Here is a 13,084-nt window from a genome sequence, read left to right as displayed (position 1 = left end):
CTCCAGGACCCGGGCTCGACGACGGGCTGAGACCGGGCGGGGGTCCTTTCAGGATCCGGCGAGCGMCCCTACCGCTTCTCGTACGGATCCGTCGGTGTCGTCGTTCGCTTCACCGATGTGGCGTCCAGGACCGGGCGGGCGGCGGGCGTGCCCGGGGTGCCCGTGGGGTGCCAGGTGCCGGTGACCGTGACCCAGGTGTCGGCGGGCGGGGGTGTCTCCCCGCGGACCTCGACCTTCAGGGCCTGGGCGTCGGCGGCGCAGCAGGTGACCAGGAGGCGGGCCACCGACCAGGTGCCGTCGTCGCTGTGGGTGACGAAGCCCGTCAGGCGGACCGTGCGGCCCGCCAGCGAGGCGCCCGTGTCCCACTGCGCCCGGGAGGCGAACGCGCCGAGGGTCAGGTCGACGGGGTCCCCGGCCGGGAGCTCCGGGAAGGTGCCGGCGCCCTGGGCTGCGACCCTCGCCTCCTCGCGTTCCGCGCTGTACGAGCCGAGGGCGGGCGGCGGGAAGAGGAGGAGGGCCAGGGCCGGGGCGGTGAGCAGCCAGGCGATGCGGGGCGTGCGGGTGTGGTCGTGGCCGTGCTCGTCTTGGTCGTGCTCGTCGTGGTCGTGCTCGTCGTGGGGGGCGGTCCGGGTGAGCAGGTTCAGCAGGGCCAGGGCTACCAGGGCCGCGCCGGAGGCGACGAGGTACGGGCGCAGGCCCTCCTTCACGTACCGCAGGTACAGCTCGCCGAAGAGGGCGATCCTGAGCAGCGCCGCCCCGCACAGGAGCAGCAGCACGCCCTGCGGGCGCAGCCGGACGCGGGGGCGGCGGCTCACAGCAGCCACCCGCCCACCAGCACGCTGCTCAGCACGGCCACCACCCAGGTCGCGGACGAGAACCGCACCGCGAACGCCCGCCCGAAGGTGCCTGCCTGGAGGGCGACGAGCTTCAGGTCGACCATGGGGCCCACCACCATGAAGGCCAGCCGGGCCGTCGGCGAGAACCCGGTCAGCGAGGCCGCCACGAAGGCGTCCGCCTCGGAGCACACGCACAGCACCACCGCGAGGACCGCGAGCAGCAGCACCGACAGCCACGGCGAGCCGGTGAACACGTCGAGCAGGGACCGCGGCACCAGGATGTTGAACGTGGCCGCGGCCGCCGCCCCCAGCACCAGGAAGCCCCCGGCGTGCAGGAAGTCGTGCTGCAGCCCGTCCCGGAAGCCCCGCCACCCGCCCGCGGCGGCCGGCCCGCCGCCCCCGCGCCGTACGGAGGGCAGCCACTCCTCCTTGCCGAACCGCACCCACAGCCAGCCCATCACCACGGCGGCCGCGAGCGAGGCCACGAGCCGGGCGCCGACCATGGCCGGATCCCCCGGGAAGGCGATGGAGGTGGCGACGAGGACGACCGGGTTGACGGCGGGCGCCGACAGCAGGAAGGCCAGCGCGGCCGCCGGGGCGACCCCGCGCCGCATCAGACTGTCCGCCACGGGCACGGAGGCGCACTCGCACCCCGGCAGCACGACCCCGGCCGCCCCGGCGACGGGCACGGCGAGCACCGGGTTCCGCGGCAGTACGCGCTTGAAGACCCGCTCCGGCACGAACGCCCCGATCGCCGCCGAGACGACCGTGCCCAGCAGCAGGAAGGGGATGCCCTGCACGGCGACGGCCGTGAACACCGTCCACCAGGCGGCCATGGCGGGGGTGGCGAGATCGAGCACGACCATCGGCCCGAGCACGGACCCGACCGTGACTACGGCGAGCAGCGACACCCCGCCGACCACCGCGTACACCAGCGCACGGACGGCCACCCGCACCCCGTCGCCCACACCCCGCCGCAAACCGTCCATAGGCGGAACAGGCTAACGACCGCCCCTGTGCACACCTTGTGCCCCGCCCCGCAGGGCAGCGCCCCGTAAGGGGCGCGGGGAACTGCGCGACCAGCCCCCACCGGCCGCCAGCCGAAAACGAAACGTCCAGGCCAGGCCCGCCCAGGGCGAACGCAGGGCCTACCGAGGCACGGCGTTAGCCGCACTGATCAGCGCGGCGAAAGCAAGCACGGCAGCGCTCAGCGCCGCGATGAAACGAGCCGGAAGGTAACGCGCGGCAATGCGTCGGAACACGGCGACAACCTCGCATCGTCAACGTAGGCCAGCGTATTAAACGTGCTTCATCGTGTGCTTAATGCGCCGCTTAACCTAGAGCGTGTCCGCCGTGACGGCAAGGGTCGCATTGAGCCGATCGGCGCCTCGCCGACAAGAGTTAACTGTCCCGTTTCAACAGGAAGTTGGATAGCGGACAGGTGTAAGTCGCCTTACTGGCATGCTTACGCCATGGCCGAGCGCGACGACCCGGAAATCATCGGGCGCAGAGTGCAGCTGCTGCGTACGGAACGCGGGCTGACACAGAGACAACTGGCGGAACCCGCCTACACCCCCGCCTACGTCTCCACGCTGGAGGCGGGCCGCGTACGGCCCTCCGAGGAGGCCCTGCGGCACATCGCCGAGCGGCTCGGCGTCGCGTACGAGGAACTGGCCACCGGGCGGCCCGCCCACCTCGCCACCGACCTGCGGCTCAGGCTCACCGACGCCCAGCGGACGCTGGCGACCGGCGAGGCGGAGATCGCCGCCGAGCAGTACACCGCCCTGCTCGCGGAGGCGGAGGCCCACGGCCTGGACGCCGAGTGCGCGGCCGCGCTGCTCGGGCTCGGCGAGTGCGCCCTGGACACCGGGGACCTGGCGACGGCCCGGCAGCGCTTCGAGCAGTCGGAGGAGCGGCTCGCGGACCAGCCGCTGCCCGTGCGCGTCCCGGCCCTGCGCGGCCGGGCCGTCTCGCACTACCTCGCGGGCGAACTCCGGTACGCCTGCTACCTCCTGGAATCGGCCATCGACGAGCTGAACAAGGGCGGGCTGCACGACCCGGACGCCCTGCTGCTGCTCTACGCGGCGGTGATCGCGCCCTACATGGACATGGGCGCGCACGCGCGGGCCGCGCAGGCCGCGGAGTTCGCGCTCGCGCTGGCCCCGCAGGTCGGCGACCCCGCGCTGCTGGCGCGCATGCACCGCTCCGTCGCCCGCACGATGATCGCCGAGGGGCGGATGGCCGAGGCCGACGCGTCCCTGGGCAAGGCGGCCGAGCTGTACCGGCAGCTCCAGATCCGTACCGAGCTGGCCAACTGCCACTGGATGCGCGGGTACCTGTACGCGCAGAACGGCGACCTGGAGCGCGCCGAGAGCGAGCTGCGCGAGGCGCAGGCCATGCACTCGGCGCAGCGCGCCGCGCTCTACACCAGCCAGGTCGCGGTGGAACTGGCGGACGTGCTGCACCGGCGCGGCAAGTCCGACGAGGCGGCGGAGCTGCTGCACGGCGTGCTGGGCGACCTGAGCTCGGAGCGCGGGGCCGTCCACTCCGCGGGCGCGCACCGGCTGCTCGGCATCATCGCGGAGGACGGCCGGGACACCGAGAAGGCCGAGGAGCACTACGTCCGTGCGCTGAGCCTGCTGGAGCGGGCGGGCGCGGCCGGTGACCTGGCCGACCTGTGCCGGCTGCTCGGCGACCTGCTCCGGCGTACGGGCCGGATCGACGCGGCGCTGGACGCGTACCGGACGGGGCTCGGGCATCGCACGGCCCCGGGCACCACCACGCTGGGCCCGGCGCCCGCCCATCCGCCCCTCTGACCGGTCGGGTGCGGCGCCGCGGGGGCCGTTCGCGCAGTTCCCCGCGCCCCTGAAAAGCGGCCCTTCAGGGGCGCGGGGAACTGCGCGACAAGCCCCCGTCGGCCGGCAGGGTCAGACCTCTGTCCGGAGTCGGCCGAGGTGGCGGCGGACGTCGTCCAGCGCGCCCTGCCGCCGCCCCGGCACCCGCTCGCGCAGACCCGCCAGCGCCGCCCCGAGCTCACGGACGCGGACCGGGTCGCCGATCCGGCCCCACTGGTGGTGCGCCCGGTCGACGGCCGCCTCGACACCGGCCGCGTCCGGAGACTGCCCCGCGGCCAGCCGGGCGTCGGCCACCGCCAGCCAGATGCGGCAGCTGAGCTCGGCGTCACCGGCGAACATGGCGAGGTCCGCCCGTACCTCCATCCAGTGCACGACCTCGTCGGCCCCCGGCCCGTACGTCCGCAGCGCGGTCAGCTCCCACCGCTCGGCCAGCGCGGCGGCCTCGGCGTGCCGGCCGCCCTGGACGGCGGCGGTGATCTCGGCATGCGGATCGGCGGGGYCGGGCGGCACGACGGGCATCGGCGGAAGCGGAGACGAAGCCGGAGATGGAGTCATGGGCGCGGGCACGGACACGGACACGGGCGCAGGCGCGGGTACGTGCGCGGCAACCGGCCCCGGAACAGGGCCCGTTGCCGGATACCTGGGCTCGAACGCCAGCACCAGATCGCGGCCGCCGGCCTCCGCGTCGTCCCCGTACGACCGGGTCAGCGCCTGCTGGTGCAGCTGGACGAGCGGCGGACGGTGACCGCTGCGCAGGATCGTGGCCAGGGACTTCATGTACGTCGGCGCCGCCACCGAGCGGCGCCGCGGGGGCGGGGCCACCCGGCCGTAGAGCGCGACGCCCGGCCCCACGGTGAGCGGCCGGTCCCCCAGGTGCAGCCAGGTCTCCGCGTCGGCGTGCAGGTCGACGAGCAGGCTCGTGGTCCCCGGGGCGCGCAGGCGCAGCTCCTCGCGGACCCAGTGCCACGGGAAGCCCGTGTAGCGGACGGTCGCGGGGGTCGTACGGGCCAGCGCGAGGTGCGGAAGCCGCTGGCGGCGGTCGAGTTGGAGCTGCCCGGCGAGGAAGACCGTGAGCGGTCCGGGGGCCGTGGCGGCGGCCCGCAGCCGGGTCAGGACCGCCTGCGGCTGGAGCGGGTCGGCGAGTTCGACCACGTTCGCGGTGTCGGTGCCCGCGAGCACGGAGGGGGCCACCGCGGCGAGGACGGGGAGGACCGACGCGGCGTCCACGAGACAGCCCTTGCCTGTCGGCGACGCTGCGATCAGCAAGACGGTTCCGGGCATCCCCGCAGTCTCCTCCCCTTCGATCACCACGGCGTCACGGTAACCGGTGCGGGTGCAAAGCGGGTCCGTGTGGGGCGGCACGGGGGGTGACACGGAGACGGGGCAGGGGGGCCGCCGGGTCCAGGGGGAGGCCGGCCAGGGCGTGCAGGCCCGACTCGATGTCGCGGTCGCGGCGTTCGATCAGGCCGTCGGTGCACAGGAGCAGCACCGAGCCCGGTGAGAGCGGGACCGTGGTGGCCGAGAAGGAGCCCAGGCCGACGCCCAGCGGCGGGGCGACGGGCAGGTCCAGCAGGGTCCGGCTGCCGTCGGGGGCGACCAGGAGCGGGGGCACGTGGCCCGCGTTGGCGAAGGTGGCGCACTCCCGGCGCGGGTCCAGGAGGACCAGCAGGCAGGTCGCCACCCGGTCCAGCTCCAGGGTGAGGACGGTGCGTTCGGCCTGGAGCAGGATGAAGTCCGGGGTGCCGCTCTGGACGGCCAGGGTGCGCAGGACCGYGCGGTACTCGCTCATCGCGGCGGCGGCGCGGGTCCCGTGGCCCATGACGTCCCCCACCACCAGCAGGGTGCGGCCGTGCGGCAGCGCGAGCGTGTCGAACCAGTCCCCGCCGACCTCCGCCCCCGCGCCCGCCGGCAGGTAGCGGCCCAGGGTCTCCACGTCGGGGCCCGTCACCGTGGGCGCGGTCAGGAAGGCCCGCTGCATCTCCAGGGCCGTCTCGTGCTCGCGGGTGAAGCGGACCGCGTGGGCGATGCCGGTGGCCGCCCGGTCGGTGAGGTCGCCGAGCAGTTCCGCGTCCGCGTCGGTCAGCGGGGGCGAGTCACCGGCCCGGAAGACCATCACCGCGCCCACCGGCTCGTCGTGGACCGCGAGCGGCAGGTAGATCCCCGAGTGCGCGCCCATCCGCAGGAACTGCGCCTTGCGCTCGGAGGACGGGGTGAAGTCCCGCATGGTCTCGTCGTCCGGCGGCCGGCCGAGGACGAGCGGGCGCCGGTCGGTGAGCACGCGGGCCATCGGGGAGTCCGCCCGGTGCACGACGAACTCGCCGAGCCGGCCCAGCGGCGAGGACACCTCCGTCAGGTCCGGCGTGGTGGCGAGGGCGATCCGGCGCAGGCGCAGCGGGAGCCGCTCCTGGGGCACCCGGGGCGTGCCCTCCGGGTCCACCACGTCCACCGCCGCGTAGTCCGCGAACCGCGGCACCAGCAGGTCGGCCAGCGCCTGGCAGGCCCGGCGCAGGTCGAGCGTCGCGCCGATGGTGCGGTTCGCCTCGTCGAACAGCGCCATCCGGTTGCCCGCCCGGACGAGGTCCTCGCGGCCGCGCAGCGTGTCGGTGACCTCCAGGACGACCCCGGCCACCCCGAGCACCTCGCCGGCCGGTCCGGTCAGCCGGTGGTAGGCGCCCAGCCACCACCGGCGGTCGTCCGACGGGTCGGCCGGGGTCCGCCCGCCGACCGTGATGACCTGCGGCGTCCCGGTGCGCAGGACCTGTTCGAGCAGTTGCTGCGACGACTCCAGGCCGGGCAGCACGTCCTGCAGCCTGCGGCCGAGGTGATCGGCGGCCGGGAAGCCGTTGAGGCGGGCCAGGGCGTCGTTGAGGTAGAGGTAGCGCAGGTCGCGGTCGAGGACGGCGACACCGGCCGGGCAGTGGTCGAGCAGCCGCCGGGTGAGCGTGAGCTCTTCCAGCAGCCGTTCCGCGGACGCCTCGACGGCCGCGAGCCCGTCCCGGGTCACGGCCCCGGTGCCCTCGGAGGCCCCGACCCCGGTCCCGGCCTCGGCTCCGGCAGACCCCGCGCGGTGCACGGCGTCCGCGAGCTCCGCCAGCTCCGCCCGGGTCAGCAGGATGCGCGGGATGGGGTGGACCTCGTCACCGGGCACTCGTCCACGGCACCACGGCCGTGCCGGGCCCACCAGCGGGGCGGACCCGGCCGGGTGACCGCCGGGCCACCGCATACGGCCGGGCCACCGGGTATCGCTCGGGCCGCCGCTACCGGTTGGGCCGCCGGGTACCGCCGGGACCCTCGCGTACCGGTCGGGCCGCCGGGTCACCGCGTACCGACCAGGGCACCGTGTACCGCCGGGACTACCGCGTACCGGCCGGACCACCTGGCACCGGCCGGGCCACCGCGTGCCATGGCGGTCGCCGCATACCACCCCTACGGCGAGTTCGTCGGTTCCGGTGTCGGCTTCGGTGCCACGGGGACGCTGCCCCCGGGTGCGCCGGCCAGTTGCCACACCTCGTCCGCCTGCTGTGCGGCGTACGTGCCGGGCTCCTGTCCGCCGGTCAGGCCCGCGACCCGGACGGGCTTACCGTCCCGCTCGGCGAACAGGGCGAGGGTGAGCGCGAGCCGCGGCGAGTACACGCTCTGCCACACCGTCCGCGCGCCCGGCCCGCTGCCCGCGCCCGCCGCGTGGCTGCCCGGCAGCGTCAGCACGGCGTCCGGCGCCGTGGGCCGTGTCCCGCCCGTCACCTCGGGCCGCGCGACGAGGCGGTCCGCGGCGTACGCCCCGCCCATCGCCCCGCTGACGAACACCGCCTCCTCCTCCCGCATCGCCGTGCTCCTCCGCGGCCGCGCGGCGTGCACCGTACGGCCCGCCTTGGTGATCTTCGTGACGGTGTACGGGGCCGCGTAGGTGCCGCCGGCGGCCACGGTGGCGTACGCCGCGTTCATCCGCAGGGGCGTCGGAGCCGTCTCCTTCACCAGGTCGTCCAGCGGACCGCCGGACCGCAGGCTCTTGAGGAACGGGTCCAGGACCGTGCCCGCCTCCACCGCCCCGTCGACGGCGTCGTTGAACGGCTGGTGCGCGTAGTCCGCCCCGCCGTACAGCACCCGGACCGCTCCGTCGCCCGGCACGGTCGCGACCACGGCGGTGTGCAGCCTCGCACCCTTCTCACCCTCACCGTCCTTACTGCCCTTGGCCCCCTTGCCTCCCTTGTCACCCTTGCCGTGCGCCGTCGACTCCGTCCGTTCGCGCACCAGCTCCGCCGTCTCGTCCTGGAGGGCGAGGTCGAAGGTGGTGTGCACCTTGTAGCCGCCGCGCGCCAGCTGGTCCTGGGTGATGCCGAGCCGGTCGGCTGCCTCGGCGGACGCCGCGTCGATCAGGTACTGGCGCCGCCCGTCCGTGCTGCCCGGCGGGTAGAAGCGGAAGGCCGGGAAACGGGCGGCCGCCCGCTCGCCGGCACCGATCGCGCCCGAGTCGGCCATCGCGTCGAGCACCCACGCCCAGCGCCGCTGCAGCGTTTCCGTCACCTTCGCGTCCGCGCCCACCCGCTCGTAGTACGAGGGCAGGTTGAGGATCCCCGCGAGGGCCGCGCCCTGGGAGACCGTCAGATCCTTGGCGCCGACGCCGAAGTAGTTCCGGGCGGCCGACTCGATGCCGGCGGCGCCGCGGCCGAAGTACACGGTGTTGAGGTAGCCCTCCAGGATGTCGTCCTTGGACCGGGTGCGGTCCAGCTTCACGGCGAGCAGCGCCTCGTGCACCTTGCGTTCGAGGGACTGCTCGGGCGTGAGCAGGGCGTTCTTCACGTACTGCTGCGTGATCGTGGAGCCGCCCTGGCGGTCGCCGCCCGTCACGGCGGCGAGCGCGGCCCGCAGGATCGCGGAGGGGGCGACCCCCGAGTCCGTACGGAAGGAGCGGTTCTCCGCCGCGATCACGGCGTCCTGGACGTGCCGGGGGACCTGCCGCAGCGGGAGGTCCTGGCGGTCGACCGGCCCGCGCCGCCCCAGGTACTCCCCCTCGGAGTCCACGAAGACCGTGCTCTGGCTGACGGTCTCGGGGTGCGGTTCGGGCACGGGCGTCATCCGGTACGCGACGACGACCGCGGCGCACGCGGACAGGAACAGCGCCAGCAGGACGGCCAGGACCCGGCGCAGCCGGCGGGCCCTGGTGCGGCGCAGCCGCAGACGGGTGCGCCGCAGCCGCCCGCCGACGGCGCGGAGCCGGTCGCGGGTACCGCCGGGAGCACCGCCGGGAGCATCGCCGGAAACGCCGCCGGGTGCGCCGCTGCGCAGGCCGTGCCGGGCGGTCATGAAGGGATCTCCGTCCGTGCGACGAGCTTTCCGGCGGAGTCGTACGCCCGCACGTTGAGGCCGCCCGGCACCTCTCCCTCGCCGCCCGGGAACAGGGTGTCCGCGTACCAGGCCGACCAGCCGGGGGACCCCGCCAGGGTCAGCACATGGGCCGTGAACGTCCCCCGGGGCGTGCGCAGTTCGACGCGGGACACCTCGCGGGCGCCCCGGTGGGTCCCGAAGAGGAGGAGCCGCCCGCCGGACACGGCCTCCGCCCGGACGGCCGACCCGGAGCCGTCGTCCTCGTCCGGCCCGTCGTCCTCGTCCAGGCCGTGGAACAGGTTCGGCCGCCCGGGCAGCGCCGCGTGCGTGCCGTCCTTGGTCAGCCACAGCTCCGCGCCGGGCACGACGGCGACCCGCTCGCCCGGCGTGACGACCCGGACCGCCGTGTCCTGCACGGACACCCGGCCGGTGCCGCCCCCGGAGTCCGTGCCGCGCACGGCCCCCATGACCAGCGGCACCAGGAGCAGCGCCCCCGCCGACGTGAGCACCGCCGTGGTCCGGCGGCGCTGCCTGCGGCGCGTGCGGCCCGCCTCCTCGACGGCGCGCCGCGGGACGGGCCCGGACCCGTCCGGGCTGCCGGCGTACGGTCCCCCGCCGTACGCGGGATGGGCGCGCAGCGCCTTCAGGGTCCGGCGCCGGACCGCCCTGACCGCGCCAGGCGAGGAGCCGAGCAGCGCGGCCGTCTCCCGGTCGTCCAGCCCGTCCCAGTGCCGCAGCACGGCCACCGCACGCCGCCGGGGCGGGAGCTGGGCCAGCACCTCGGTGAGCGGGTCGAGCGGATCGGGGGCGTACGGCGGCGGCGCGGCCGCGGCCCGGGCCCCGAGGAGCCCCGCGAAACGGCCGGGCAGCCGCGGCCGGCGCCGCAGCACGTCGCGCACCAGCGCCCGCCGGACGTAGAACTCCGCGTCGTCGCCCGGTACCCGGCGCCGCGCGTACACCTGCGCCAGCGCCTTTCTCGCGCGTCTGTCCGCGTCGGCGGGGTTCCCCGTGAGCAGGCGGGCCGTACGCGTGAGCCGGGGCCAGTACGCCCCGGCGCGGGCGGTGAAGTCGTCGTCCATGGTCAGTCGAGCGCGACGGTGCGCGCCACTCCCTCCGGATCGGCCCTGCGGGGTGCTTGTGCTTCGATGTACGCGACCTGTGTGGCGTACGGGACCTGTACGCACGACAGAGGCGGCCGGGTTGCACGGGACTTCCGAGAACAGCGGCAGGGGGTGTGGCGGGGGGTATGACCGAGGACGAGTTCGACGGGTTCTACGCGGCCGCGTTCCCGCGGCTGACCGGGCAGCTCTACGCCTTCACCGGTGACCACGGCGAGGCGCAGGACGTCGTCCAGGAGGCGTTCGTGCGGGCCTGGGACCGGCGGCGGGAGTTCCTCGCCGACGGGGCGCCCGAGGCCTGGATCCGCACGGTCGCGATGCGGCTCGCGGTGAGCCGCTGGCGGCGGGCCCGGCGGTGGCTGGAACTGGTGCGCCGCAATCCGCCGCCGGAGCACACGCCGGGGCCCGGGCCGGAGCGGGCCGTGCTCGTGGCGGCGCTGCGCGAGCTGCCGGAGGCGCAGCGGATGGCTGTCGTTCTGCACCATCTGTGCGACTTGAGTGTCGAACAGGTAGCCTCCGAAACCGGTGCGCCCGTGGGGACGGTCAAGGCCCGGCTGTCCCGCGGCCGGGCGGCGCTGGCACGGCGGCTCGGCGAGGCCGGCGAACTGGGTGAGAGGGAGGACGACCGTGTCCGATGAACCCGCGCCCGGCCGCCGGCCCGGGGAACCGCCCGGCCGCCGGCACGGAGAACCGCCCGGGGGCCGGTACGGGGACGACGCCGGCGACGCCGGTCCCGTCGGCCCGGAACTGGCCGTCGCGCTGCGCCACCTCGCCCAGGACCACGAGACCCCGGCCGCCGTCCCGGGGGCCGAGATCCGCCGCCGCGCGGTACGCCGCAGACGCCGCCGCGGGGCCGCCCTGGCCACCGCGGGAACCGCCGGCCTCGGGACGCTCGCCCTGGTCCTGGCCGTGGTGCTGACCGGCGGCGGGGACACCCGCTCGGTGCCGCCCGCGGCCAGTCACGGCGTGCGGACCCCGCCGCCGGCCACCACCGTGCCCTCGCCGGCCCCCGTCGCCGCCACGGTGGACCTCGTCCGGCACGAACTGACCGCCGGGGGGCGCACCGTGCCCGTCTCGGCCGGGACGGAGGGGAGCGCGACGCCGACGGGGCTGATGACCGTCACCGCCAAGTACGAGTCGGCGATGCTGCCCGGCACGGTGGTGGGCTGGAACCGCGAGTACCAGGTCAAGTCGGCCTGGGTGGTGCGGCTGCGCGGCCCCGACGACAGCACGGGCTACCTCCTCGCGCTCGACTGGGACGAGAAGGCGCCCGGCAACTACGACAGCACCGGCGGCGCCATCGGTCTGCGGGGCAAGGACGCGATGTGGCTGTACAAGATGCTCACGCCGGGATCGCTGGTGCGGGTGGTGGGGCCGGACCCGGCCACCTCGGCCCCCTCGGCCCCTACGGGCCCGGACCCGGTCCCGACCCCGGATCCGACGAGGCCGGACGCGACGGGCACGGCCGCGGGCGCCCGGGACACGGAGACGGGGGCCGCCTCGGCGCAGGACACGGCGACGGCGCGGCCGGAGTCCACGGCGACCCGGGAGGGCGGCGCGGACGACCGCGCGGGCGCGGACGGCGGCTCGGTGCCGCGGTAGGCCCCCGGGATCCGGAGGCCCGCCGCGGGTCCGGTCAGTGGGCGTGCGGCATGAGGCGGTCCACCACGCGGCGGGCCGCGCCCGGACGCGGCCCGGGAACCGCCGGCGGGCGCTCCCAGTCGCAGGGCGGCGTCGGACGGCGCAGCGGGACCGCGCCCTGTTCCTTCAGGGCGACGCTCACCAGACCCAGCAGGAGCTGGACGTCGGCGTCGCAGTCGAGGAGCACGGTGACCCAGGAGGCGCCCGGGCGCACCCTGATGGCACTGGCGTGCAGGAGTTGGGGGAGCAGTCGTTCGACCGCCGTGGGGGTGAGGTAGAGGTCGGCGGAATCGTCGGAGTGGAAGTGGACGATCTCGTGTCCCGCCGAAGCGAATGCAAGCCCGGCGCCGCACCGGGGCGGGCCACTTACCAGGTTCGGCCAGGTCTCCAGGAGAGCCATGGCGCGATGAGCCGCGGTCATAACCCCATCCTCGCGCACGCTTCACCTGGAGGACCACCCCCAGCAACCTCCGACTACGCCCGCGACATGAACAGTTACTCGTTCCCCTGCTCCTCCTGCTGGTCCTCCTGGTTCCCCCGGTCCTCCTCGATCTCCCCGTACGCCTCGTCCTGTTCGTTCTGCTCGTCCTCCCCGGCCCCGGCCGACGCGGAGGGTGCCGGGGGCTCGGCGGAGCCGGCCGGCTCGGAGGGCCGCGCCTGCGGCGTCCGGCCGGCGAGGACGTCCCGCAGCCGCCGCGTGCCCGCCTCCGCGGCCCTGCGGGTGTCGTCGGCGTCGATCTCGCCGAGGCCGCCGTTGGTGAGGGAGAGCGCGCTGTCGCCGACCCGTACCGCGGCGAAGTCCAGCGTGAGGACGGCGGGCAGGTTGCTGCCGTCACTGTTCACGACCACCCGCAGGCCCTCGCGCGCCTCGCCCAGCTCCGGCAGCGGCGCGGTCTCGGTCCGCACCGTGAACTGCCCGCCCCGCACGTCCGTGGCCGTGAACTGCCCGCAGGTCTCCGGCACCGTCCGCAGCCAGGCCAGCGAGGCGTCCAGCGCCGCCCGGTCGTACGCCCCGGTCCGGTGGCGCACCTGCGCCTGGTCCTCGGCGTCGTCGAAGCCCGTCACCGCGCGGGCCCCGGCCGGCTCGCCCAGCAGGTTCTCCGCGTACAGGCCGTCGAGCAGCCGCTGGCACGCGGGGACGTCGGAGGTGCCCTTGAGGAGCGCGTCCCGCCAGGTCGCCGCGCCCTCGGTCGGCGTCCAGCCCTCACCCAGGTCGGCGGGGCCGACCAGCGCCGACTTCGCCTGCGCCTCGGTGAGCGTGTGCGCGACGGTCACGGACGGGGAGTGCGGGGCGGTCCGCGCGGCCTCGGGG

At 75.6% G+C, this 13,084-nt stretch carries 11 protein-coding genes; 3 read left to right on the top strand and 8 right to left on the bottom strand.

Going from position 1 to position 13,084, the window contains the following annotated elements; translation table 11 throughout:
* Positions 1-68: 68 nt before the first annotated feature.
* Together FGF04_RS18160 and FGF04_RS18155 are read right to left on the bottom strand one after the other, a co-directional pair.
* Positions 69-815, bottom strand: coding sequence for a TIGR03943 family putative permease subunit (locus tag FGF04_RS18160; protein WP_235882387.1), 747 nt, complete (start codon positions 813-815; stop codon positions 69-71).
* Positions 812-1,825 (bottom strand): permease, encoded by a 1,014-nt coding sequence (locus FGF04_RS18155; RefSeq protein WP_149512385.1) that lies wholly within the window; start codon positions 1,823-1,825, stop codon positions 812-814. Before FGF04_RS18155 ends, FGF04_RS18160 begins: the two co-directional genes overlap by 4 nt.
* 483 nt (positions 1,826-2,308) lie before the next feature.
* Here FGF04_RS18155 and FGF04_RS18150 point away from each other — a divergent pair, with 483 nt between their 5' ends.
* Positions 2,309-3,652 (top strand): helix-turn-helix domain-containing protein, encoded by a 1,344-nt coding sequence (locus tag FGF04_RS18150; protein WP_149512384.1) that lies wholly within the window; start codon positions 2,309-2,311, stop codon positions 3,650-3,652.
* A gap of 111 nt (positions 3,653-3,763) precedes the next feature.
* Here the strand turns inward: FGF04_RS18150 and FGF04_RS18145 are convergent, their stop codons facing one another.
* The 4 genes from FGF04_RS18145 to FGF04_RS18130 form a co-directional block, all read right to left on the bottom strand.
* Positions 3,764-4,972 carry a hypothetical protein gene (locus FGF04_RS18145; protein WP_149512383.1) on the bottom strand — a complete coding sequence of 403 codons (1,209 nt, stop codon included), beginning with the start codon at positions 4,970-4,972 and terminating at the stop codon, positions 3,764-3,766.
* Between the two features lie 34 nt (positions 4,973-5,006).
* Complete coding sequence (locus FGF04_RS18140; protein ID WP_188114131.1) at positions 5,007-6,839, bottom strand: SpoIIE family protein phosphatase; 1,833 nt, start codon at positions 6,837-6,839, stop codon at positions 5,007-5,009.
* Positions 6,840-7,117: 278 nt separating this feature from the next.
* Positions 7,118-8,992 carry a transglycosylase domain-containing protein gene (locus FGF04_RS18135; RefSeq protein WP_149512381.1) on the bottom strand — a complete coding sequence of 625 codons (1,875 nt, stop codon included), beginning with the start codon at positions 8,990-8,992 and terminating at the stop codon, positions 7,118-7,120.
* The gene (locus tag FGF04_RS18130) at positions 8,989-10,092 is read right to left on the bottom strand and encodes a sigma factor-like helix-turn-helix DNA-binding protein (protein WP_149512380.1); all 1,104 of its coding nucleotides are present in this window, start codon (positions 10,090-10,092) and stop codon (positions 8,989-8,991) included. Before FGF04_RS18130 ends, FGF04_RS18135 begins: the two co-directional genes overlap by 4 nt.
* 167 nt (positions 10,093-10,259) lie before the next feature.
* Here FGF04_RS18130 and FGF04_RS18125 point away from each other — a divergent pair, with 167 nt between their 5' ends.
* A complete protein-coding gene (locus FGF04_RS18125; protein ID WP_149512379.1) occupies positions 10,260-10,769 on the top strand; it encodes a SigE family RNA polymerase sigma factor in 510 nt (169 codons plus the stop codon).
* Positions 10,759-11,733, top strand: a complete 975-nt coding sequence (locus FGF04_RS41680) for a L,D-transpeptidase (RefSeq protein ID WP_149512378.1) — start codon at positions 10,759-10,761, stop codon at positions 11,731-11,733. Before FGF04_RS18125 ends, FGF04_RS41680 begins: the two co-directional genes overlap by 11 nt.
* Positions 11,734-11,767: 34 nt before the next feature.
* Here FGF04_RS41680 and FGF04_RS18115 read toward each other — a convergent pair whose 3' ends face one another.
* A complete protein-coding gene (locus tag FGF04_RS18115; protein WP_188114130.1) occupies positions 11,768-12,193 on the bottom strand; it encodes a luciferase domain-containing protein in 426 nt (141 codons plus the stop codon).
* A 74-nt stretch (positions 12,194-12,267) separates the two neighbouring features.
* Positions 12,268-13,084: hypothetical protein (locus FGF04_RS18110; RefSeq protein ID WP_223146393.1), on the bottom strand; the 817-nt coding region annotated here is incomplete at its 5' end.

Source organism: Streptomyces apricus, from assembly GCF_008369065.1.
GTDB lineage: Bacteria > Actinomycetota > Actinomycetes > Streptomycetales > Streptomycetaceae > Streptomyces > Streptomyces apricus.
The sequence above is the reverse complement of the archived record's forward strand: the minus strand, read 5'-3'. Positions and strand labels throughout refer to the sequence as shown.

Excerpts from the sequence above, each read along its gene's own strand:
- FGF04_RS18150 (WP_149512384.1), top strand. The coding sequence starts at position 2,309 with ATGGCCGAGCGCGACGACCCGGAAATCATCGGGCGCAGAGTGCAGCTG.
- FGF04_RS18125 (WP_149512379.1), top strand. The coding sequence starts at position 10,260 with ATGACCGAGGACGAGTTCGACGGGTTCTACGCGGCCGCGTTCCCGCGG.
- FGF04_RS18135 (WP_149512381.1), bottom strand. The coding sequence starts at position 8,992 with ATGACCGCCCGGCACGGCCTGCGCAGCGGCGCACCCGGCGGCGTTTCC.
- FGF04_RS18130 (WP_149512380.1), bottom strand. The coding sequence starts at position 10,092 with ATGGACGACGACTTCACCGCCCGCGCCGGGGCGTACTGGCCCCGGCTC.
- FGF04_RS18155 (WP_149512385.1), bottom strand. The coding sequence starts at position 1,825 with ATGGACGGTTTGCGGCGGGGTGTGGGCGACGGGGTGCGGGTGGCCGTC.
- FGF04_RS18115 (WP_188114130.1), bottom strand. The coding sequence starts at position 12,193 with ATGACCGCGGCTCATCGCGCCATGGCTCTCCTGGAGACCTGGCCGAAC.